We start from the raw sequence: 22,712 nt of genomic DNA on the forward strand, positions 1-22,712 counted from the left end.
CAGAATACATTGTCTTGTGAGCGGATACAACAGGAAATGACAGGCAGGCAAGAAAAGGCCGCCGTTCCGTGATTCTCGTTCAGAATCACAGACTCGGCGGCCTGTTATGTGCCCATTACATTGGCAAATTATTCTCCGTCGACCGGGACAACTGAGCCGCCCCACTCTTCAACGATGAAGTCTTGGATTTCTTCGGAACGGAGCACGTCTACGAGTGCCTTGATTTCCTCTTTTCCTTCATCTCCGCTTCGGACAGCTATCACATTGACGTAAGGGGATTCGGAATCTTCAAGTGCAATCGCGTCTTCAAGCGGGTTGAGCCCTGCATCGATAGCATAGTTGGAGTTGATGAGGATCGCATCCCCTTCATCCTGATTGTAGAGCTGGGGAAGGAAGGACGCTTCGTAGTCTGCGTCAAATTCAAGGTTTTTCGGATTTTCGGCAATGTCCTTGACCTCTGCCTTGGTCTTGTCGACCCCTTCATCAAGTTTGATGAGGCCTTGGGCTTCCAGCATGGAGAGAATCCGGCCGTGGTCTGCGACCGAGTTGCTCATCAGGATCGTTGCGCCATCAGGCAGATCATCAAGGGAATCGTACTTTTTGGAATAGATTCCGATCGGCTCGATGTGGATGCCGCCTGCATTCACAAAGTCATACCCATGGTCAGCCATCTGGGATTCAAGGTAAGGGATGTGCTGGAAGTAGTTCGCGTCAATTTCTTCCGATTCCAGGTCCTCGTTCGGTAGCACGTAATCCTGGTACGTTTCAATTTCCAGCTCGATGCCTTTTTCCTCGAGAAGCGGCTTTGCTTCTTCCAGGATGAGGGCATGCGGTACGTTGGAGGCGCCGACAACGAGCTCTTTCGTCTCTTCTCCGCTTTCTCCGGCTTCGGATGAACCCGATGTTGAGTTATCTCCGCCGCTGCCGCATGCGGCGAGAGCAAGTGTGCCTGTTGCCAAAAATAGTCCTGCTGCAAATTTTTTCATGAGTAGTTCCCCCTTAATTTGTTTTGATTGTAAACGGTTCTGTATCAGCGTTTGTCCACCCGCTTGACCAAGATGTCCCCGATCCACTGGATGGCGAAAACGATGATGAGGATCATGATGGTCGCGACAAGCGTGACGTCGGTCCGGCTTCTCTGGAAACCGTCGAGATAAGCGAGGTTCCCCAGGCCGCCTGCCCCGATGATCCCGGCCATCGCCGTATAGCCGACAAGTGCGATGGCCGTCACGGTGATTCCAGAGATCAGTGCCGGCATGGATTCCGGCAAAAGGACCTTCCGGATAATCGTCCAGGTGGTGGCCCCCATCGAACGGGCCGCCTCGATCACGCCCTTATCAATTTCTGCTAGTGCAATCTGGACCATCCGGCCGTAAAACGGGGCAGATCCGATGATTAGTGCCGGCAGTGCCGCATTCGGACCCCGAATCGAGCCAAGCAGGAATTTTGTGAGCGGAATCAGCAAGATAATCAGGATGATAAACGGAATCGAGCGAAAAATGTTGACGAATGCCGCCGTAATCAGGTTCGAGATCCGGTTCTGGTAGATTCCTCTGGGTCCCGTAAGGAAAAGCAAGATACCGAGCACAAGTCCGATCAGGAAGGTGAACAGCGTGGCTACCGCTGTCATATAAAGCGTCTCAAGCGTGGCCTCCCACATTTTCTCCCAGTCCACGTTCGGAAACAGTTGTTCAGTCACGATCAATCACCTCTGTTTCCACGCCTTTGGAGTGCAGGAATTCCACTGCCTCTGAAACTGCCCGATCATCGCCCACAAGATTCAGGATGATGGAGCCGAATGTCCCGCCGTGCGTCTGCGAAACATTTGCCTGCAGGATATTCACGTCAATGTCGAATGTGCGGATCAGCCGGGCCAGCACCGGCTCGCCTGTCCGTTCACCGACAAAGCCAAGCCGAATCAGTGTTCCATCAGGATTTTCCTGAACCAGCTGCCCGATCGCCTGTTTCGCATCCTGTGATTCGGTCACCTGTGACACGAACCGCTTTGTGATCGGCTGTTTTGGAGAGCGGAACACCTGAAGCACATCCCCCATCTCGACGACTCGTCCCGCCTCCATGACCGCAACCCGGTGGCAGATCTTCCGGATGACGTGCATTTCATGCGTGATGAGCACAATTGTCAGGTTCAGCCGCTTATTGATGTCCGTCAGCAGGTCCAGAATTGAATCGGTCGTTTCCGGGTCCAGCGCCGAGGTGGCTTCGTCGCAAAGAAGGACGTCAGGTTCATTGGCAAGCGCCCGCGCGATTCCGACTCGCTGCTTCTGTCCGCCGGATAGCTCGGAGGGATAAGCGTCTTCCCTTCCTTCGAGGCCGACCAGGCGGATCAGCTCACGTACCCTCTGCTCCCGCTCCGACTTGCCAACGCCGGCAATTTCCAGAGGAAAAGCGATATTCTCCGCGACGGTGCGGGACCAGAGCAAGTTGAAGTGCTGGAAGATCATGCTGACTTTCTGCCGTGCCTTTCTGAGATCCGCTCCGGAGATTGACGACATCTCCATGCCGTTTACCGTCACCCGGCCGCCTGTCGGCTTTTCCAGGCCGTTCAGCATTCGGATCAGCGTGCTTTTTCCGGCACCGCTGTAGCCGATAATGCCGAATATCTCGCCTTCCCTGATCTCAAGGTCAACTGCGTCGACGGCCTTGAGTGTCCGATTGGAAAGGCTGAACTGCTTGGTTAGTTGTTCTAGCTTAATCATTTGGTCACCTCTGCATTAAAAAGACCCGTCTGCTCAAGGGCAGACAGGTCGCGCAACCGACCCGTCTCCGGCCGGCGCATTTCCTCTCATCTGCCAAAGCGCTTGCGCTTTGAGTGATTTGGCACCATTTCACGTCTCCGTGACGGTTGCCGGGCTTCATCGGGCACGTCCCTCCGCCTCTCTCAATAAGAGTATTCCGTATTCGTTTATGTCCATCCGCACAGCAGATGACTGATGGATGAAACTATATCACAGTCGACTTTTTGCGTCAACTTAATTTTTCATACAGATGCGGGACCGACCGGAATGCATAGATTTTCTCGACCGGCCGTCCCTCTTTTGCGACCAGGAGGCACGGAACACTTTCCACACCATACTTGGCAGCCACCTCCTTATGATAATTGAGGTCCGCCTTGCCGAGGCTGACTTCGGGGAGGAGTTTTTCCACGACATCCATCATCTTCGATGCGACCTGGCACGTTCCGCAAAGGGGTGTATACAAATAAAAGGCGGCTGTGTCCGTGCTACTTGATGCTTCTTCAAAATGCTGCAGATTCCATTCTTCCACCTTGCTCATCCTTTACAGCAGAAATTCAGTCTTAATCTCGATGTTTGCAGACAGCAGTTCCTCGGCCAGCACCCGGAGCGGCGTCGTCGCCACCTCCCGGTAGACACGATCCGTGTACAAATGGCGGGCTTCCGGATACTCCCGCCTGAGGAGCGCACGAAGCTTTTCCCCGGAACGGTCCGCGTCGAAAAACGCGAATATATCGGCGCCCTCATAGGGTTCCAGAAGTTCTTCTATCCTTGTGGGGCTTGCCGTCCCGTTTGTGCAGATAATGTCCACCGGTTCGTCCAGAAGCGGTGCCAGGCGTTTCCTGTCTGAGCTGCCTTCGACGACGATCACTTTGTCGGTCATCCTGATCCCTCCGCGAGCACACCATTTAATGTCAGGCCGCATCCGGAACAGGCGCCGATTCCGGTCGCGGTCCTTTGTATTAGAAGATGCAAAAAACGCCGGAAGATGCCGGCGTTTCCTGAATGCAGGTCAGCCCTGCGTCATTTGATCGTATTGTTCGGCGGACATGAGCTTGTCGATTTCGGAAGAATCAGACGGTTCAACGATGACCATCCATGCCTTTTCATAAGGGGATTCATTCACGAATTCAGGATTGTCCTCCAGATCTTCGTTTACTTCTACCACTGTGCCGCTGATTGGTGCATATAGCTCAGAAACCGTCTTCACGGATTCAACACTGCCGAAAGGCTCGTCCGCTTTAATTTCTGCGCCGACTTCAGGCAGCTCGACAAATACGATGTCGCCGAGTTCAGCCTGTGCAAAGTGTGTGATCCCGATGCGGGCCTTGCCGTCTTCTGTTTTAACCCATTCGTGTTCTTCGGAATAGCGAAGTTCTGTTGGTGTGCTCATTCTGACCCCTCCAGCAATAAATTATCCACCCATTTCAGTTTGCCATACGGCGGCAGGAAACTCAATAGTCGCTTAACTCCACGCGGATTCAAATTCCTCTTCACGGAATCCGACGGTCGCCTTTTCGCCATCATAGACGATCGGGCGTTTGAGAAGCATCCCGTCTGCTGCAAGAAGCCGGATTTGCTCTTCTGCCGACAATTCCGGCAGACGGTCTTTAAGTCCGTTTTCGCGGTAGACTTTCCCGCTTGTGTTGAAGAACTTTTTCAGTTCGAGACCGCTGGCCGCGATGATTTCACGGAGTTGCTCCTCAGAGGGCGGGTCTTCTTTGATATCGAACTCATCATAGGCCACGCCATGTTGATCCAGCCATTTTTTCGCCTTTCGGCATGTGGTGCATTTTGGATATCCGTAGTAGGTGACTGCCATAACCTTGCCTCCCTGTTTCTTATCTTGGGACAAGTATAACAAAAAGAAAGCCCGTTCTGCTTGAAGCAGGCCGGGCATTTCGGAATAACCGGATCAGACTGTGTATTTCAGGGCTTCGTTCAGTTTGTCTGCCGCTTCGCGCTTCAGAGGGATCAGGTTCTTCGGCGTGTAGCGGGTGAGTTTGCGGAGGGCAGACAGCATCATGCGCTGGTTGTCTCCCTCGACAGAGGCGACGAGCACTTCTTTTGCTTCCTGTTCGATGCGCTGCATCGCTTCTTGGCAGAACACTTCCGTATAGAGGATTTTCTGCCGGGCTTTTTCTTCGCCGTCGCGGCGGATCGCCTTTTCCGTACGGAGCAAAGCAGATTCCATCGCAAAGACGTCATTGGCGATGTTCGCGATGTTGACGAGAACTTCCTGCTCGTCTTCAAGCTTCGTGCCAAAACGCTGTGCGGCCATGCCGGCAGCAAGAAGGCCGATTTTCTTCGCGTTCTTCACGAGGAACTTCTCCTGTGCAAGCGCTTCGTCGCCCGGTTCTTCCGGCATCATCATCAGCAGCTCTTCCTGAAGCGACTGAGCCTTCTGGAGAAGCGGAAGCTCCCCTTTCATCGCCTTTTTCAGGAACGTGCCCGGCACGAGCAGACGGTTGATCTCGTTCGTGCCTTCGAAGATCCGGTTGATGCGGGAGTCGCGGTAAGCACGTTCGACTTCATATTCCTGCATGTAGCCGTAGCCGCCGTGCAGCTGGACAGCCTCATCGACGACATGGTCGAGCGTTTCGGATCCGACGACTTTGTTGATGGAACATTCGATGGCATATTCCGCAATGGCCTCGGCAATTTTGCGGCCGTCTTTTTGCTCTTCTTCGCTCAACTGTCCCATGCGGTCGTCAAAATAGCCTACCGTGCGGTAGATCAGGCTTTCCGTGGCAAACAGTTCGGATGCAAGCGTTGCGATCTTCTCTTTCGTCAGGTTAAAGGATGCAATGCTGCGCTTGAACTGCTGGCGCTCATTTGTGTATTTGATCGCAAGCTCGAGGGCGCGCTTGGAACCGCCGACTCCGCCGACTCCGAGCTTATAGCGCCCGATGTTCAGGATGTTAAATGCGATTACATGGCCCCGGCCCTTTTCGCCAAGCAGGTTTTCGACAGGAACTTCCGCATCTTCAAGGATCAGTGTCCGTGTCGAAGAAGATTTGATTCCCATTTTCTTTTCTTCCGCGCCAACGGAAACCCCCGGATAATCTTTCTCGACGATGAAGGCCGTGAAGTGTTCGCTGTCTATCTTGGCATAGACGACGAACACATCCGCGAAGCCGGAGTTTGTGATCCACTGTTTTTCACCGTTAAGGATATAGTGTGTGCCCGCCTCGTTCAGCTTCGCTGTTGTGCGCGCTCCGAGTGCGTCCGATCCGGATCCCGGTTCGGTAAGTGCATATGCGAAGATTTTCTCTGCCGTAACAGAAGGCGGCAGGTATTTCTGCTTTTGCTCTTCATTGCCGAAGAGGACGATCGGAAGCGTTCCGATGCCAACATGCGCACCATGGGTGATGGAAAAGCCGCCGGCGACGGACATTTTTTCGGTGATCAGCGCGGATGAGATTTTATCTAATCCGAAGCCGTCATATTCTTCCGGAATATCAGCTCCGAGAAGACCGAGTTCCCCTGCTGATTTCAGGAGGCGCACAGAATTTTCGAATTCATGGTTTTCCAGCTTATCGATGACCGGAAGCACTTCGTTTTTGACGTACTCCTCTGTAGTCTTTGCGATCATCTTGTGTTCTTCCGTGAAGTCCTCCGGCGTGAACACCTGATCCGCGTCGATGTCCTCAATGAGGAATGCGCCGCCTTTGACGAGCGCCTTGTCTTTTGTTTCAGCCATATTCGTTTCCTCCCTGTTCTTAATGATTTTTTATTTATCCATTCGCATCAGGCGGTACTGGCTCGGGTCATAAGCCAGTGACCAACCGCTCTCCGCTTTTACGCTATCCGGCTGCGGGCGACAGGCCCTCCGCACTTAATCTATCCAGCTCCGAGCGGTACTGGCTCGGGTCATAAGCCGTCCCGCTCCGTGAGGCAGGCCTCACTGCGCAGGCCGTCTTATGCCTGTCGCCAGTGACCAACCGCTCTCCGCTTTTAATTCAACATTTCGAATACGCCGGCGGCTCCCATTCCTCCGCCGATGCACATCGTGACGACACCGAACTGTTCGTTGCGGCGCTTGAGCTCGTTCATGAGCCTGAGCGTCAGGATTGTGCCTGTTGCGCCAAGCGGGTGCCCGAGCGCGATGGCGCCGCCGTTGACGTTGACGATGTCTTCGTCCAGGCCGAGATGGCGGATGACCTGGATCGACTGCGAGGCGAATGCTTCGTTCAACTCCCACAGATTGATGTCTTCAACTGACAGGCCGGCGAGCTTGAGCGCTTTCGGCACGGCTTCGATCGGGCCGATGCCCATCACTTCCGGTGGAACGCCGCCTACTGCGAACGAGCGGAACTTGGCGATCGGCTTCAAGCCTTCCGCTTCCGCCTTTTCACGGTCCATGATGAGGACCGTACCTGCTCCGTCCGAAGTCTGGGAAGCGTTCCCCGCCGTGACGGTCCCTTTCACATTGAACGCCGGGCGCAGCTTCGCGAGGGTATCCATGTTGGTACCTTCACGTACGCCTTCATCCATATCAAAGGTAAAGCTTTCTTCCTTCAGCTTGCCGTCCGGACCGACTGCACGGCGTGTCACTTCGACAGGCACGATCTCATCCTTGAACCTGCCCTCCCGGATGGCGTCAGCGGCACGCTCGTGGGACCGGACCGCGAATGCATCCTGGTCTTCCCGGCTTACGCCGTATTTCATCGCGACCTGCTCCGCGGTATGGCCCATGCCCATGTAATATTCAGGCGCCGTTTCCGCGAGCATCGCGTTCGGGCGGATCGTATTGCCCATCATCGGCACCATGCTCATCGATTCGGTGCCGCCCGCCAGAACGGTATCCGCATGGCCGAGCATGATCTGGTGAGCACCGGTTGCGATTGTCTGAAGACCGGACGAGCAGAACCGGTTGACCGTTACGGCCGGCACGGTATCCGGCAGTCCGGCAAGTCCGCCGATCAGGCGGGCAACGTTCATGCCCTGTTCCGCCTCAGGCATCGCGCATCCCACGATAAAGTCATCAATCGGCCCATCATAGCCTCCGGCTCGCCGGAGCGTCTCTTTCACCGTCAGCGCGGCAAAGTCGTCCGGGCGGACCGTTGCCAGTGATCCTTTCTTTGCTTTTCCGACCGGCGTCCTTGCGCCGGCCACAATTACTGCTTCACGCATCGTTCATCCTCCTCCGTCTGCCGTCCGCTCAGTTGCGGAGCGGCTTGCCTTTTACGAGCATGTGCTGCATCCGCTGCTGGGATTTCGGTTCTGCAACAAGCTGCAGGAACGCTTTCCGCTCAAGGTCGAGCATGTATTGTTCATCCACTTCAGTACCGTACGGCACTTTGCCGCCGGACAGGACGTGAGCGAGCTTCTTTGCGATCTTCAGGTCGTGGTCACTGATGTATCCTGACAAGTGCATGCCTTCCGCACCGACAATCATCGCGGCGTAACCCGGCTCGCCCGCAACAGGGACCGTCCGCTTGGAAGGCGGTGTGTATCCCGCTTCGTAGAGGGCAAGCACGGCCTGCTTCGCGTCATGGATTTGATGGTCCCGGTTTGCACTGACGCCGTCAGCCTTGCCGAGGAAATTGTTTTCCCGCGCTTCCTCTCCGGATGTCGAAACCTTCGCCATGGCAATCGTTTCAAACACTTTTGCCGCGATGTCGACATAGTCAGCTTTGACACCATTCGGCATTCCTTCAAGATGTTTGCGGTAAAGGCTGATATTGCCGCCTCCGCCCGGAATCAGGCCGACGCCGGTTTCAACGAGGCCGATATATGTCTCCATCGTCGCCTGGATATGCGCAGCAGGCAGCGTGATTTCCGCGCCGCCGCCAAGCGTCATGCCGTGCGGTGCGACGACAACCGGCTTTTTCGAATAACGGACTTTCATCATGGCATCCTGGAAGGACTTGATCATGAAGTCTAACTCGAAGATGTTGTCATCCTGCGCTTCCATGAGAATCATGCCGAGGTTCGCACCAACCGAGAAGTTTTTGCCCTGGTTGGCGATGACAAGCCCCTTATATTGCTCATTGTTCTCGACTTCCTCAAGGGAGTCGAGGAGCATCTTGATCACATCCGGGCCGAGTGAGTTCGCCTGTGAGGTGAACTCAAGCAGCGCGATACCGTCACCGAGGTCGATCAGGCTTGCGCCGCTGTTTTTCTTGATGACTCCGTTCCGGGCTTTCCACTTTTTCAGGTCGATCTCTTTGGCATTGACCTGTACAGGGGAGTAGCCTTCCCCGTCGAAATAGCTCAGGGTCCCTTCTTCATCCTGATAGAATGAAGCGTTTCCGGAATCAAGCAGCTTCTGGACAAATTCAGGTATCTCCCTGCCTTCTTCCTTCATGCGCTTGACCGACTTTTCAACACCGATTGCATCCCATAGCTCAAACGGTCCCTGCTTCCAGCCGAAGCCCCACTTCATCGCGTTGTCAATCGAGGCGATGTCGTCGGCAATCTCCCCGGCCTTCTCGGCGGAATACAGGAGTGCCGGCGCCAGGATGTTCCAAAGTAGTTCACCTGCGCGGTCTTTGGCGTAAACGAGCGTCTTCAGCCTGTCATCGCCCTTTTGCTGCTTCGCTATTTCAATGGAAGGCGCTTTCAGTTTTTTCTGCGGCGAGTATTCGAGCGTGGCGGGATCGATCTCGCTGATCTCTTTGCCTTCCTTCAGATAAAAGCCCTGCTTTGCTTTGGCGCCCAGCCATCCATTTTCGACCATCTTCACGAGGAAATCCGGTGTGCGGAACACTTCCTTTTCCTCGCCTTCCGTCTGGTCGAATACGTTTTTCGCGACATGGACGAACGTATCGAGACCGACCACATCCAGTGTGCGGAACGTGGCCGACTTCGGACGGCCGATCAGCGTCCCAGTGACCGAGTCAACTTCACCGACCGAGTAGCCGCGTTCCATCATTTCACGGAGTGTGACGAGAAGGCCGTATGTCCCAATCCGGTTGCCGATGAAGTTCGGCGTATCCTTCGCGATGACGACCCCCTTGCCGAGTCGGTCTTCCCCGAACCGGACCATAAAATCGAGAACTTCCGGCGCAGTATCTTTAGTCGGAATGACTTCGAGCAGTTTCAGGTAGCGCGGCGGGTTAAAGAAGTGGGTGCCGAGAAAATGCTTGCGGAATCCTTCCGACCGCCCTTCCGCCATCGCTTCGATGCTGATGCCGGAGGTGTTCGAGGAAACGATCGCATGCTCCGAACGGACCCCTTCGATTTTTTCGTAAAGCGCTTTCTTGATCTCCAGATTTTCAACGACCACTTCGATGATCCAGTCTGCTTGCTTCAGCTGATCGAGGTCGTCTTCCAAGTTGCCCGTCGAGATCCTTGACAGGCTTTCTTTGGATGCAAGCGGTGCCGGCTTTTGCTTTTTCATGTTTTTGAGTGCCTGGTCCGTCAGCCGGTTTCGGACTTTGCGGTCTTCGAGTGTAAGCCCCTTTGCTTCCTCTTCGGCTGTCAGCTTGTTCGGCACAATGTCCAGCAGAAGAACAGGTATGCCGATGTTTGCGAGATGGGCCGCGATGCCGGAGCCCATAACCCCGGAACCGATAACGGCGGCCTGATTGATTTGGTGAGCCACGTGATTGCCTCCTTCTAACTTGAATGAATGCTCATTCATTTTGTTGCCAAAAAAATAGGCAACTGCTTTATTCATAGTTTAGAATATTTCACCACAATGTGCAACATGCCAACAGAAAAAAATGAATTTCCGCTCATCTTCTTGTTTTTTCGGGGCATCCTACCTTTAAATCATGCATCAGAGGAGGACCTGACATGGGCATCTTCTCCAAGCCGGCCATTAAAAACGGGAACGAATCCAACCCGGGACCCGAGCTTTTCAAGTCCGATACGGTCACCCCCCGGAATATCGGGGATCTGGCGGGAATCATGGAGCTCAGCAAGCTATGTGCAAAAATGTACGGAGCGGCTGCTGCATCAACCAAACTGCCTGATTTGAAAAAAGAATTCGGGAGTATCCAAAAGGATCATCTGAAACAGGCCAGTGAGATTCTGGAATTTCTGAAGAAAGAGAGGGAGCAGGCGCAATGACGGAAAAAGAAACCGGCAAGGAAGCGGATCAGAATTCTGAGCAGGCAACAGAAGTAAAAGATGAACAGAAATCCGCAGGTTCCTCTTCTAGGCAGCAAGAACAAAGTGATGGTTCTTTGGACGACAAAGAAATGGCGATCCTCCTGCTCAGTATAGAAGAACAGCTTTGCCGTCTTTATATCGAGGCTGAAAACGAAACGTACAGCAGCAAGCTCGGGTCTCTCCTCTCCAGTTTCCTGCAGAAATCCAACAGCACCCGGAGAAACCTGCGCGACTTGATTACGAGACATGGCTGGATATCGCCTGACGCCGCCAAACGGGAGGACTATGAAAAAGTCATCCAAAAATTCGAGGGCACCACGCCTCCGGTCGTCTGAAACAAGTGGCTACCCATCGCCCTGCGGGAACGTGTACACTATCCCTATGGGAGGGATAAGAGTTGAAAAAAATTACAACAACTGAGCAATTCAATGAAATCATCAACAATCCGGAACAGTCACTGATCAAGTTTGACGCAAGCTGGTGCCCGGACTGCCGGCGGATGGACATGTTCATCGGGCCGATTGAAGAAAAGTACAATCAGTTTACCTGGTATGAAGTGGACCGCGATGCCCTTCCGGAAGTTGCGGACAAGTATGAAGTGATGGGAATTCCGAGCCTTCTCGTGTTCAAAAACGGAGAGAAAAAGGCCCATCTCCACAGTGCGAATGCCAAAACACCGGACCAGGTGACCACATTCCTCGACAGCTATCAGGCTTGACCCGAAAGGAAGGCAACCGCCTTCCTTTTTTGTATGCCCTGATCATGCGTTATAATCAGGCTAAATGTTAAGATGGAGGAGGAACGGCATGGGTCTGATTGAGTCATTCAGGGGAAAGTCGCAATATGATCCGGATATCGCTCCGTCGCAGCAAAACTCAGCATGCGGGCCGGTAACTGCATATACGATGATCGGCCACCTTCTGGGTGCTTGTCCGATGACCGCGTCCGATCTTTACCGGTCATTCGGCGGTACGCCCCTTGGACTGTCCGTCCGGAAGTTCATCTTTGGCGCTTCCCGTATTCTCGGAAGTGGTTGGTCCGTACAAAAGTGTTCAATCGGAGATTTGAAAAAAGAAATTCTGGATGGACGCCCGGTCGCAGCGAAATTCGACAAGTGGTTCTCATTCCGCTGGTTCGGAACCTACACCTTCGCCTACCACTGGGTACCGGTTGTCGGCTTCAGCGAGGAAGGCGGCGATACGGTGCTCGTCGTTCATGATAACGGGCGCCGCGGGCGGCCCAGCCGGATTCGCAGGGTATCCTACTCCCGAAACCGGCCGATCCTGACCTTTGTCCGGATGACGCCTATACAAAAATGACCCCTGTTCGAAATGACATGTGAAAACCGCCGCTTATGGTCTGCGGCGGTTTTCTCGTTTCCGGTTTTAGGAGAACGGCCATTCTTCCTGTTCTCCGGATCCCGGAAAAAGATTCAGGAGCCGCTTGGCGGCGGTCGGGTATCCTTCCACCTCAAGTGCCCGCGCGGCATCCGGGCCATACACCGGCACCTCCAGCTCATCGAAATCTGCATCGAACACCACATGGCAGTCGATCTCGGCCAATTCACGGGACAGGTGAAGCATATCCAGCTGTTCGGTGATTCTTTTCCGGACAGCTGGTTTCAGATTATCAAGATGCTGAAGCACTCCTGCTACGGAACCATACTCCCGGATCAGTTTCGTGGCCGTCTTCGGCCCGATTCCCCTGACTCCGGGATACCCGTCACTGGAGTCACCCATGAACGCCTTCAGATCGACGAATTGACCGGGTTCAAATCCGTATTCCTCCCGGAAGCGCTCATCTGTATAGATATCGAATACGGTGTGCCCCTTTTTCATGAAAGCGATCCGGACACCGGGGGCAAGCAGTTGCAACAGGTCACGGTCACCGGAGACGACCAGGATGTCCGCTTCGTCTTTCCACCGTGTAATCAGCGACCCGATCAGGTCGTCCGCTTCCACACCATTCATGCCATAGCTTTTCCAGCCGAGCAGGTAGGCAGACTCCCTGCCAAGATTAAACTGTGGCTTCATCTCTTCCGGGGGCTCCGGGCGGTTCGCCTTATAGCCTTCGTACAAGTCATTCCGGAAAGTATAGGCCCCCATGTCCCAGCAGACGGCGATATGCGTCGGCCGGAACATGGACTGCGCTGTAAGTGCATGCCCAAGAAATCCCTGGACCGCATTTGTCGGAATCCCTTCTTCATTCCTCATAAATCGCCCGTGTACGGACGTGGCAAAAAATGCGCGGAACAGAACCGCCATGCCGTCAATCAATAGCAGCTTCGGCCGCTCCGTTTCCTTACTGCTTGAAGCTTCCCATTTCTCCATCGTGTTCATGCCATCACCTTTTCCTCACTGCGTTCATTCCATCATAACTCATGATCCGTCAGCTGTGCCGGAAATATGGCCGAATTCCTGGCTTCCTCAAAAAGCAATTGCTCCACCGCGGCGATGTCGCGGCTGAATATGCGGTCTTCCGTAATTGGCGGAATCTTCGCCGATAGGACCTCCCATTTCTCCCGGAGTGCCGGAGACAACTTTTCATCCCCGCGGATGCCACAAGCCTGGAACGCGCAAAAAGCCTCAACGGCCAGCACACGCCTCACATTCCCTACAATCGTGGCGGCGTTTCTCGCGGCAATCGTCCCCATGCTGACATGGTCTTCCTGGTTGGCCGAAGAAGGTATGGAATCGACGGAAGCCGGATGGGCCAGCGTCTTGTTCTCCGATACGATGCTCGCCGCGGCATACTGAAGAATCATGGCACCCGATTGAAGCCCCGGTTCCGGGCTGAGAAACGGCGGCAGCCCCGCATTTAGCTGAGGATTGACGAGACGCTCGGTGCGCCGTTCGGAAATATTGGCAAGCTCGGACATGCCGATCTTCAGAAAATCCATCGCGAACGCCACCGGCTGTCCGTGGAAATTTCCTCCGGAGATGACGGTCTCCCCATCGTCAAAAATAAGCGGATTGTCCGTCGCCGCATTCATTTCAATCTCGAGCTTTTCCCGGACGTAGCCCAGTACCTGCCACGTCGCCCCGTGCACTTGCGGGATGCAGCGGATCGAATAGGCATCCTGGACGCGCAATTCTCCCTGGCGAGTGGTTAGCCGGCTTCCATGGAGCCAATCTCTCATGCGATCCGCCACCGCGGCCTGCTCCGGATACCCTCTTGCCGCATGGACGGCCGGATGGAAAGCATCTGTGATTCCCCTGAGCGCCTCGATAGTCAGTCCAGCTATCCACTCCGATTGCAAGGCAAGCTGTTCGGCTTCAAGGAAAGCGAGTGCTCCGCAAGCCGTCATCGCCTGGGTTCCATTAATGAGGGCAAGCCCCTCCTTCGCACGCAGGCGGACCGGCGGAATACCTTTCTTTTCCCACGCCTGGCCGGCAGGCATGACAGTTCCGTCCAGCGTGACCTCTCCTTCCCCGATCAGTCCAAGTGCCAGGTGCGCGAGTGGTGCCAAGTCCCCCGACGCACCGAGAGAACCCTGGCTTGGAATAACCGCCGAAATTCCGAGGTTCACCATGTCGCACAACCGCTCCAGTACAACCGGCCGGATGCCCGAGTGCCCCTTTAAAAGAGCATTCATTCGGAGGACAGCCATTGCACGGGCCACTTCCTCGGGAAAGGGTTCGCCAAGCCCGCACGCATGGGACCGGATCAGGTGAAGTTGAAGCGCTTCCGTGTGCTCGGAATTGATTTTCACATCGCTGAACTTGCCGAAACCGGTATTTATGCCGTAGGCCGTTCTTCCATCTGCAATGATTTGTTCAACGGCACCCCTGCTTTGTCTCACTTTTTTCATCGCTTCCAGACAAAGGCCCACTTTCTCTCTGCCGATGACAATCCGTTTTAGACACCCGAGGGTCAACCCGTTCCCGGTCAGTGTGATCATCACATCAGCCCCTTCTTCCTACATCTTAACGAAGATTGGCAGCGCTTTCATTATTCTTTGGTATTTTCCTGTCTGACTAACAAGTCAGCCGTTTACCCGGTGAAAGGGCAATCGTTTCATAACACCGTTTTAGGGTATTGGAAGATGATGATTCATGGAACCGAAAAACCGAGTGTGGTGACGGATGCCCGGACAATTTTCTATCAGTCCGGTTTCATCCGGAATCCGCAAGTCCATGATGACCGTACAGGCGTGTCTTGCCAATCCGGGCAAGCCGCATCCTTGACAGTACCCGGAAAGTTGCGTTAAGGTCGGTCACTGTGTGCACTTTCCCGAAAATCGAATTAAATTGGAGGGATGATATTGAAGAAAGTATCCAGTGTTTTTTGGATTGCAGTTGCACTCGTAATCCTCGCAGTAGGCTACGGCACCTTCGCTCCGAACAGCTTCGAGCAGGTCACCAGCTCTATGACTGCATTTATCACATCCTCTTTCGGATGGTATTATCTGCTGATTGTGACGGTCATCGTCATTTTCTGTCTCGCCATGATCGTCAGTCCTCTTGGAAAAATGCGGTTGGGCAAACCCGAGGACCGACCGGAGTTCTCGACAATCAGCTGGTTTGCGATGCTGTTTTCAGCCGGCATGGGAATCGGACTCGTCTTCTGGGGTGCGGCAGAGCCACTATCCCACTATGCCATCGACCCTGCAACGGAGGAACCGGGAACACGTGAAGCGTTTATTGAGTCGATGCGCTACACATTCTTCCATTGGGGAATCCATGCATGGGCCGTCTATGGACTGGTCGCACTGGCACTTGCCTATTTCCAGTTCCGCCGAGGCTATCCCGGCCTGATTTCTTCCACTTTGCGCCCGATTTTCGGTGAGGAGCGGATGAATGGGCCACTCGGCAAACTGATTGACGTGCTGGCAGTATTCGCGACTGTGTTTGGTGTTGCCACAACGCTTGGATTCGGGGCCATCCAAATCAATGGCGGGCTGTCCTATCTGTGGGACATCCCCATCAGCCTGGGTGTCCAGACGATCATCATTGTTATCGTCACCATCCTGTTCACAATTTCTGCATGGTCCGGCCTGGGAAAAGGGATCAAAATCCTTTCCAATACGAACCTGATCCTGGCTGTGATTCTTCTGGTCCTCATTCTCACAGTCGGTCCGACACTGCTCATCATGAACATGTTTACAGATTCGATCGGTTCGTATATTCAGAACCTGCCGCGCATGAGCTTCCGTTCGGCACCGCTTGATTCGGAGGCGCGGGAATGGATTGACGGTTGGACCATTTTCTACTGGGCATGGTGGATCTCCTGGTCGCCATTCGTCGGCATCTTTATCGCACGGGTGTCACGGGGCCGGACCATCAGGGAGTTTCTGACGGGCGTCCTGCTCCTCCCTACACTGGTGAGCTTTTTCTGGTTCTCGGTGTTCGGTGTAACGGCAATTGACGTACAAAATTCTGGCACGGACCTGACAGGCCTGCTGACAGAAGAGACATTGTTCGGCGTCTTTGAACAGCTGCCGATGTTCTGGGTTCTGTCCATATTAGCCATCCTTCTGGTGTCCATCTTCTTTATCACCTCAGCCGATTCTGCCACGTTCGTTCTGGGCATGCAGACAACTTATGGCTCTCTGACACCGTCAAACGCGGTCAAGTTGACGTGGGGAGGCCTGCAAGCGACCATTGCGATTATCTTACTGTATGCCAATGGCCTGACAGCCCTCCAAAATTCACTGATCATCGCGGCCTTGCCGTTTTCCGTTATCATGTTGCTGATGATGGTGTCTCTGACCAAGTCAATGTCAAACGAACACCAACGGCTGCTTAAATCGGAAGAATTGAAAAGAAGAACGCGGTCTTAAAAGACACAGGGTCCTCCGTAAGAGGGCCCTGTTTTTGTTTTGTTCAACTGACTAAGACTTTCCAGCAGCGCAAAGCAACTGCTGTTTTAGTGAATCTACTGAGGGTATGTGATAAAAGAGGAGCTACCGGTTTTAAACGGTGCGGAAAGCAGATAGACAAGGATCCGAAACTGATTCGTGTTCCATTTAAGGAGGGGTTGTTTGCCGTTCTTGAAGAATTTGGACAAGTATAAAGAATTGGACTTGCCAATGAGCAAATATGCGGTCTTCTTCAACAAAAACTATAAGGTCATCTCCCTGGCCAATGAAATATTGACAGGTATTCTGTTCATTGCCGGCAGCATTTGCTTCTTTTTTAAAAGCGCCATGGTCGCCGGAACCATTCTATTCCTGATTGGCAGCGTCCTGCTGCTGATCAAACCTGTTCTGAAGATGCTCCACGCCGTTTCAATCGGAAAGCAGACGTCGGGTAAGAATGAATCTTACAGCCGCGGAAAAAGCCAGGAACAATCCTGAGAAAGCCGTCCGATAAATACGGATGTTGTTTTGCAAGAAGTTTTCAGTGTCACTCCCCTAATGGGGGCTTTTTTTATTCATCCATGTATCCGGCAATCGATTTTAGCGGGATATATTTGAATGCGCGGTTCTTATTTATCGGAGGAGGTTAGGTTTTCCCTCCCGGTGCCCGGTCCTTCCCCAGCTTCCTGCATAGGATACGGAAGATTGCCGGAAGGAGTGGAATCATGGTTAACAGACCCGGAGGAGGAGACATGTGGGAATCTCCAATGGATTGGCTGCCGTGGGGTGACTGGGATGATGGTGGTGGCAGAGGCGTACCTGGGTTCCCCGGGTTCCCCGGACAGCCTGGAAGGCCAGGGAGACCCGGCCAACCCGGAAGACCCGGAAGGCCGCCACAGCCTCCTATAGTGCCGCAGGCAGTGGATCCCGGTGCCATCCGAAGGTGCCTCAACCGCGTGACTCAGGTACGACTTGAGAACGGACAGCGTTTCTGGTTTTATCCGACTTTTGTCGGCCGGCGCTCGGTTGCCGGTTACCGCTGGAGATCCAGGCAGCGCCGCTGGGAGTATTTCGGGATCGACCTGGACGAAATCCGTTCGTTCTCCTGCTGAACCCGCAGGCATGCAAAAGCCCCCTCAGTCATGAGGGGGCTTGAATCGTTATGGTACCACCATAGATATGTATGGTGGAGACGGCGGGATTCGAACCCGCGTCCAGAGACTCCAATACTCCGGCTTCTACGCGTGTAGCTGATCTATTGAAGTTCGCGCGGCATTCTGCCGGTCAGCAGGCGTCCTGCGCGCTATCCTGTTAATCTCTTACGTCAGCCTCAGGCGGCGGACAGACGTCGTATCCCACTGATAAGTGAGTCCTCAGATGCCACATGGGCGATGGAACCGGAGGACCGTTTCAGCAGCTTACGCTGCGAAAGCGAGGTTGTTGTTAGTTTTGCCAGTTGTTGTTAAATGTCGTTGATACGAAGCCGACCCTCCGACGCGCAACCGGAGCTCAGACCATCCCTGTCGAATCCAAAACGTCCCCGCATGGGAAGAGTGGAAATCCTGAATAGGATCACTGAAACTCGGTACACTGGCAATCTGTAACCTTATTATAGGTTATTTCGTGCCCGTTTGCAAGCGAAGGGCATTCAATACTGCTTCTCCGCTTGCAGGAGGAGCGCATTCAATATTGCTGCTTTGCCTTGAATGCACGCTCCATCTCGCGCTTGTGTTCTTTCTTTTTCAGGTCTTCCCGCTTGTCATACTTCTTCTTGCCCTTCGCCACTCCGATGAGGACTTTTGCATAACCGTTCTTGATATACATCTTTAGCGGGATGATCGAGAATCCCTCTTCCTTTGTCTTGCCGATCAGCTGGTTGATCTGCTTTTTGTGAAGCAGCAGTTTCCTTGCCCGGAGCGGATCGTGATTGTAGCGGTTCCCCTGTTCATAGGGGCTGACGTGCATGTTTGATATCCATGCCTCGTTGTTCCGGATGCGGATAAAAGCATCACGCAGTTGGACTTTGCCATTCCGGATGGATTTGATTTCGGTACCCTGCAGGACAATGCCCGCTTCAATTGTATCTTCGATAAAGTAATCGTGACCGGCTTTTTTGTTTTGCGCCAGGACACGTTGGTCATTTGTTTTAACCATCGGTTTTCCCCCTCTATAACGGACAACGGGACGGCAGGATGCCGTCCGGTGTCTTGGGTTATCTGATGTTATTTTTGACGGTTGCCGCCGCGCGGTGCATTTCCGCGTCCGCCTCTGCTGTCGCCGCCACTGCGGGAGCGGTTTTTGCCGCCGGAACCGCCCTGTCCGGACGGCCTTCCGGAGCCACCGCTTCGGCTGCCGCCGCGGGCGCCGCCATTTCGGCCACCGCTGTTACGGCCACCACCGCGGTTTCCGCCAGAGTCGCGTCCGCCTTCGCCGCGGCCTTTGCCGCCGCCTCTTGTGTCACCTTTTGTCCGGATGACCTTCGGCGTGTCTTTGCGCGTCCGGCGTACTGGGGCATTTGAGCTGTCCATGTCGGCCAGCTCAAAGTCGATCGCCGACTCTTCCGGCTTGACCGAGATGACACGGACTTTCACTTTATCCCCTATCCGGAACTGCTTGGCCGTATGCTCGCCGACCATCATCAAATTGCGCTCATCGAACCAATAATAGTCGTCGGTCATGTAAGAGACATGGACAAGTCCTTCAATTGTGTTTTCCAGCTCTACGAACAGGCCGAAGTTTGTGACGGAGGAAATGATGCCCTCGAACTCTTCGCCGACCTTGTCGACCATGAACTGAGCCTTCTTGAGCGCTTCCGTATCCCGCTCCGCATCGACCGCACGACGTTCCATGTCAGAAGAGTGCTCCGCGATTTCAGGAATTTCACCTTTCCACTTTGCCACTGTTGCCGGTGAAGTGTCCGCCTCGATCAGATACGTCCGGATCAGCCGGTGGACGAGCAGGTCAGGATACCGCCGGATCGGCGATGTGAAGTGGGTATAGAACTCGCTGGACAGGCCGAAGTGGCCCAGGCTCAGCTCGGAGTACCTCGCCTGCTGCATTGAGCGCAGGAGCATCGTCGAGACGACCGGTTCTTCCGGCTCTCCGGAAATCGACTCCAGGATTTCCTGAAGCGCACGCGGGTGGACTTTGTTTGCCGTGCCCCGTACAAGCAGGCCAAAGTTCGTAATGAATTCAAAGAACCGCTCGAGCTTTTCGGATTTCGGATCTTCGTGGATCCGGTAGATGAATGGGACTCTGAGCCAGTGGAAATGTTCTGCGATCGTTTCGTTCGCGACCAACATGAACTCTTCGATCAGCTTTTCCGCAACCGTCCGTTCGCGTACGACCACATCGGTTGGCCATCCTTCTTCATCAACGATGATTTTCGACTCCTTGAAGTCGAAGTCAATCGCGCCGCGGTCGAACCTGCGCTGACGCAGGATGGCAGCCAGTTCCGCCATGTGCTCGAACATCGGCACAAGCGGTTCATAGCGCGCACGAAGCTCCTCGTCTTTTTCTTCGATGATCTTATAAACATCATGGTAAGTCATCCGCTCCACCGTGCGGATGACGCTCTGGAAAATTTCGTGTGACACGACTTTGCCCTTGCTGTCGATGACCATTTCGCAGCTGAGCGTGAGGCGGTCGACATTCGGGTTCAGCGAGCAGATGCCGTTCGACAGGCGATGAGGAATCATCGGGATGACTCTGTCGGTCAGGTAAACACTCGTTCCGCGCTCGCGCGCCTCTTCATCGATTGGAGAATTCTCTGTCACATAGTAGCTGACATCGGCGATGTGGACGCCGAGCTTATATGTGCCGTCGCTGTTTTTGGTCACTGTGACGGCATCGTCAAGGTCCTTCGCTTCTGCCCCGTCAATTGTGACGATCTGCTCTCCGCGGAGGTCCCGGCGCTTGAACAAGTCCTGTTCACGGATTTCGTCCGGAACACGGTTGGCGTGCTCAATGACTTCGTCTGGGAAGTCGATCTCGATGCCATATTTATAGATGATCGAGAGAATGTCGACGCCCGGATCATTTTTGTGACCCAGTACCTGGACGACGATGCCTTCGGCGGATTTACGCTCACTCGGCCATTCCGTGATTTCCACGACAACCTTGTGGCCATCGACCGCGCCGAGCGTATTTTCTTTCGATACGAACACGTCCATTGGAAGCTTCTTGTCATCCGCGATGACGAAACCAAAGCCGCGGTGTGCCTGGAACGTTCCGACGACTTTGGTGTTTTTCCGTTCCGCAATCCGGATGACCGATCCTTCCTGCCTGTCGCCGCCTGATTCTTTCATGATTTTGATCAGGACAGTATCGCCATTCATCGCCGTGTTCGTTTCGTTCGGCGGAATGAAGATATCATCCATGCCTTCTTCTTCCGGCACGACAAAGCCGAAGCCTTTGGCATGTCCGATAAAACGGCCCCGGATGATGTCCATCCGCTCCGGCACGCCGTAACGGTCCGAACGCGAACGGATCACGTCACCCTTTTCCTCGAGTTCCACAAGAACCTTCACGAGCTCCTTGAACTCACCTGCACCCGTCAGATCCAGTTCTTCCTGGATTTCCTGTACAGTAAGCGGTTTGTAGCTGTCTTCCCGCATGAACGAAAGAATCCGATCACGCAATTCCTTTAAATAATCTTCCACAATATCCCTCCTGCAATGGCCTGTCTGTATCCGGCGATTTTATTTGCTCCAATCCAGTGACTCCAGAAATTCAAGGATATCCCCGTGGAGCTGTTCTTTTTCCGGCCCGAGCGTAATCACATGGCCCGACTCCGGATATTTTTTAATTTTCTTCAGGGGGGATCCGACGGTTTCATAGATAATATCGGCGGATTTAGGATCGATGACCCTGTCCTGCTCCGCCTGGACCACGAAAACAGGTGCATACACCATGTCGACATGTTCCCGCACGTCATGGACAAAATCCCTGAGTGCCGGAAGAGATGCCATCCCCTTTTGCCGGATCTGTTCAACTTCCTCTTCGATCTGATCCGGTTCTTTCCCTTCATACTTCTTAAATTCCGCCGCATATTGGAGCACACCCTCAAACATAATATCCGTGTTTTTCATGATCATGGGTGCGCACATGGTTACAAGCCCTTTTACGGGATAGTTATACCCTAATTTGAGGGTGAACACACCTCCGAGGGATAATCCCACCACTGCGATTTCTTCATAGCCTTCCTCTTTCAGCCGCCCGTAAGCAGCTTCCACATCGGCCCACCAGTCGGACGGCCAGGTTTCCAGCAGTTCCTCGGGCTCCACTCCGTGGCCGGAGTAATGCGGCGCCATGCAGGTGTAGTCATGCTTCTCGAGAAACCGCCCGAGCATACGGACATCCGCCGAGCTTCCCCGGAAACCGTGCAAGAGCAGCACAGCCCTCGGTCCGTGTTTAAAGAAAAACGGCTTTGGAGGGGTCAGTTTCACTTTTTTCATGATGTTTTCGCCTCCTATGTAAAAACGCCCAACCGCGCATGCGGCCGGGCGGGTGGTTTAAATTCAAAACTTCGTGACGGCAATGGCAAGCACGAAGAAAAGGACCGACAGAATAATCGTCACGCGATGAAAGACGAGGTCGAGGCCCCGCGCCTTCTGCTTGCCGAACAATTGCTCCGCTCCACCGGAGATGGCTCCGGAAAGACCAGCACTTTTCCCGGATTGCAACAGGACGACGACAATCAGCGCGATCGCTACGATCAGCAACAGCGTCATGAGCAGTGTGTGCATTTTTCCACCTCCTGATACATTCTCAACTATACCCATTCTATCAAAGCAAGACTGCCGCCACAACTATCTCGGAAAACTTTGTGATAGGTTGTAGAATGCTGCTTGCAGGAGACATGTTTCAAGTCGGCACGTCTTGTGGCAAGTTTGTGCGCCATGTGGCAAGTTCGTGTGCCATGTGGCAAGTTCGTGTGCCATGTGGCAAGTCCGGGTGCCCATGTGGCAAGTTCGTGTGCCCATGTGGCAAGTCCGTGGGCCATGTGGCAAGTCCGTGTGCCATGTGGCAAGTCCGTGCGCCATGTGGCAAGTCCGTGGGCCATGTGGCAAGTCCGTGTGCCATGTGGCAAGTCC

23 protein-coding genes, 1 other RNA gene and 1 riboswitch are annotated in these 22,712 nt (G+C 53.9%); of the genes, 7 read left to right on the forward strand and 17 right to left on the reverse strand.

Annotated elements, in window-relative coordinates; genetic code table 11:
• Positions 1-128: 128 nt before the first annotated feature.
• From KHA84_RS14250 to KHA84_RS14295, 10 genes are all read right to left on the reverse strand, one after another.
• Entirely contained in the window at positions 129-986 is an 858-nt protein-coding gene (locus KHA84_RS14250; RefSeq protein ID WP_213424182.1) for a MetQ/NlpA family ABC transporter substrate-binding protein, read from the reverse strand.
• 44 nt (positions 987-1,030) lie between these two features.
• The gene (locus tag KHA84_RS14255) at positions 1,031-1,699 is read right to left on the reverse strand and encodes a methionine ABC transporter permease (RefSeq protein ID WP_213424183.1); all 669 of its coding nucleotides are present in this window, start codon (positions 1,697-1,699) and stop codon (positions 1,031-1,033) included.
• A complete protein-coding gene (locus KHA84_RS14260; protein ID WP_213424184.1) occupies positions 1,692-2,717 on the reverse strand; it encodes a methionine ABC transporter ATP-binding protein in 1,026 nt (341 codons plus the stop codon). Before KHA84_RS14260 ends, KHA84_RS14255 begins: the two co-directional genes overlap by 8 nt.
• An 83-nt stretch (positions 2,718-2,800) precedes the next feature.
• Positions 2,801-2,909, reverse strand: a riboswitch (SAM riboswitch).
• A 76-nt stretch (positions 2,910-2,985) separates the two neighbouring features.
• Positions 2,986-3,285 carry a thioredoxin family protein gene (locus KHA84_RS14265; protein WP_213424185.1) on the reverse strand — a complete coding sequence of 100 codons (300 nt, stop codon included), beginning with the start codon at positions 3,283-3,285 and terminating at the stop codon, positions 2,986-2,988.
• 12 nt (positions 3,286-3,297) lie between these two features.
• Positions 3,298-3,636 carry a toprim domain-containing protein gene (locus KHA84_RS14270; protein ID WP_213424186.1) on the reverse strand — a complete coding sequence of 113 codons (339 nt, stop codon included), beginning with the start codon at positions 3,634-3,636 and terminating at the stop codon, positions 3,298-3,300.
• A gap of 129 nt (positions 3,637-3,765) precedes the next feature.
• On the reverse strand, positions 3,766-4,146 hold the full coding sequence (gcvH, locus tag KHA84_RS14275; protein WP_213424187.1) for a glycine cleavage system protein GcvH: 381 nt from the start codon (positions 4,144-4,146) through the stop codon (positions 3,766-3,768).
• Between the two features lie 72 nt (positions 4,147-4,218).
• Positions 4,219-4,575 (reverse strand): arsenate reductase family protein, encoded by a 357-nt coding sequence (locus KHA84_RS14280; RefSeq protein WP_213424188.1) that lies wholly within the window; start codon positions 4,573-4,575, stop codon positions 4,219-4,221.
• Between the two features lie 93 nt (positions 4,576-4,668).
• Positions 4,669-6,456: an acyl-CoA dehydrogenase family protein gene (locus KHA84_RS14285; protein ID WP_213424189.1), complete on the reverse strand. Its 1,788-nt coding sequence runs from the start codon at positions 6,454-6,456 to the stop codon at positions 4,669-4,671.
• A gap of 254 nt (positions 6,457-6,710) precedes the next feature.
• The gene (locus tag KHA84_RS14290) at positions 6,711-7,889 is read right to left on the reverse strand and encodes an acetyl-CoA C-acetyltransferase (RefSeq protein WP_213424190.1); all 1,179 of its coding nucleotides are present in this window, start codon (positions 7,887-7,889) and stop codon (positions 6,711-6,713) included.
• Positions 7,890-7,917: 28 nt separating this feature from the next.
• Positions 7,918-10,305, reverse strand: coding sequence for a 3-hydroxyacyl-CoA dehydrogenase NAD-binding domain-containing protein (locus KHA84_RS14295; RefSeq protein WP_213424191.1), 2,388 nt, complete (start codon positions 10,303-10,305; stop codon positions 7,918-7,920).
• A gap of 194 nt (positions 10,306-10,499) precedes the next feature.
• Between KHA84_RS14295 and KHA84_RS14300 the strand changes: the two genes are divergently transcribed.
• The 4 genes from KHA84_RS14300 (at position 10,500) to KHA84_RS14315 (ending at position 12,136) form a co-directional block, all read left to right on the forward strand.
• The gene (locus tag KHA84_RS14300) at positions 10,500-10,775 is read left to right on the forward strand and encodes a hypothetical protein (RefSeq protein ID WP_213424192.1); all 276 of its coding nucleotides are present in this window, start codon (positions 10,500-10,502) and stop codon (positions 10,773-10,775) included.
• Positions 10,772-11,152, forward strand: coding sequence for a hypothetical protein (locus KHA84_RS14305; RefSeq protein WP_213424193.1), 381 nt, complete (start codon positions 10,772-10,774; stop codon positions 11,150-11,152). Before KHA84_RS14300 ends, KHA84_RS14305 begins: the two co-directional genes overlap by 4 nt.
• A 62-nt stretch (positions 11,153-11,214) precedes the next feature.
• Positions 11,215-11,535 carry a thioredoxin family protein gene (locus KHA84_RS14310; RefSeq protein ID WP_213424194.1) on the forward strand — a complete coding sequence of 107 codons (321 nt, stop codon included), beginning with the start codon at positions 11,215-11,217 and terminating at the stop codon, positions 11,533-11,535.
• An 88-nt stretch (positions 11,536-11,623) separates the two neighbouring features.
• Positions 11,624-12,136 carry a C39 family peptidase gene (locus KHA84_RS14315; RefSeq protein ID WP_213424195.1) on the forward strand — a complete coding sequence of 171 codons (513 nt, stop codon included), beginning with the start codon at positions 11,624-11,626 and terminating at the stop codon, positions 12,134-12,136.
• 66 nt (positions 12,137-12,202) lie between these two features.
• Here KHA84_RS14315 and KHA84_RS14320 read toward each other — a convergent pair whose 3' ends face one another.
• Positions 12,203-13,156, reverse strand: a complete 954-nt coding sequence (locus tag KHA84_RS14320) for a 5'-3' exonuclease (RefSeq protein WP_213424196.1) — start codon at positions 13,154-13,156, stop codon at positions 12,203-12,205.
• Between the two features lie 32 nt (positions 13,157-13,188).
• Positions 13,189-14,718, reverse strand: coding sequence for a histidine ammonia-lyase (gene hutH / locus KHA84_RS14325; protein ID WP_213424208.1), 1,530 nt, complete (start codon positions 14,716-14,718; stop codon positions 13,189-13,191).
• A 363-nt stretch (positions 14,719-15,081) separates the two neighbouring features.
• Between hutH and KHA84_RS14330 the strand changes: the two genes are divergently transcribed.
• The 3 genes from KHA84_RS14330 to KHA84_RS15635 all read left to right on the forward strand — a co-directional run bounded on the left by KHA84_RS14330 (position 15,082) and on the right by KHA84_RS15635 (position 17,729).
• Positions 15,082-16,599 carry a glycine betaine uptake BCCT transporter gene (locus KHA84_RS14330; RefSeq protein ID WP_213424197.1) on the forward strand — a complete coding sequence of 506 codons (1,518 nt, stop codon included), beginning with the start codon at positions 15,082-15,084 and terminating at the stop codon, positions 16,597-16,599.
• 201 nt (positions 16,600-16,800) lie between these two features.
• Complete coding sequence (locus tag KHA84_RS14335; protein ID WP_236823306.1) at positions 16,801-17,115, forward strand: YrhK family protein; 315 nt, start codon at positions 16,801-16,803, stop codon at positions 17,113-17,115.
• Positions 17,116-17,573: 458 nt separating this feature from the next.
• Positions 17,574-17,729: a hypothetical protein gene (locus tag KHA84_RS15635; protein ID WP_419465610.1), complete on the forward strand. Its 156-nt coding sequence runs from the start codon at positions 17,574-17,576 to the stop codon at positions 17,727-17,729.
• A 72-nt stretch (positions 17,730-17,801) separates the two neighbouring features.
• On the opposite strand, the gene ssrA is transcribed toward KHA84_RS15635, so the two are convergent.
• The 5 genes from ssrA to secG form a co-directional block, all read right to left on the reverse strand.
• Positions 17,802-18,159: a transfer-messenger RNA gene (gene ssrA / locus KHA84_RS14345) on the reverse strand.
• A gap of 141 nt (positions 18,160-18,300) precedes the next feature.
• The gene (gene smpB / locus KHA84_RS14350) at positions 18,301-18,771 is read right to left on the reverse strand and encodes an SsrA-binding protein SmpB (RefSeq protein WP_213424199.1); all 471 of its coding nucleotides are present in this window, start codon (positions 18,769-18,771) and stop codon (positions 18,301-18,303) included.
• Positions 18,772-18,839: 68 nt separating this feature from the next.
• The gene (gene rnr, locus KHA84_RS14355) at positions 18,840-21,278 is read right to left on the reverse strand and encodes a ribonuclease R (RefSeq protein ID WP_213424200.1); all 2,439 of its coding nucleotides are present in this window, start codon (positions 21,276-21,278) and stop codon (positions 18,840-18,842) included.
• A gap of 39 nt (positions 21,279-21,317) precedes the next feature.
• Positions 21,318-22,073, reverse strand: coding sequence for an alpha/beta hydrolase (locus KHA84_RS14360; RefSeq protein WP_236823307.1), 756 nt, complete (start codon positions 22,071-22,073; stop codon positions 21,318-21,320).
• Between the two features lie 63 nt (positions 22,074-22,136).
• Positions 22,137-22,364: a preprotein translocase subunit SecG gene (gene secG, locus KHA84_RS14365; protein ID WP_213424201.1), complete on the reverse strand. Its 228-nt coding sequence runs from the start codon at positions 22,362-22,364 to the stop codon at positions 22,137-22,139.
• Between the last annotated feature and the right edge of the window lie 348 nt (positions 22,365-22,712).

Source organism: Bhargavaea massiliensis (assembly GCF_018390575.1).
Classification (GTDB): Bacteria; Bacillota; Bacilli; order Bacillales_A; family Planococcaceae; genus Bhargavaea; species Bhargavaea massiliensis.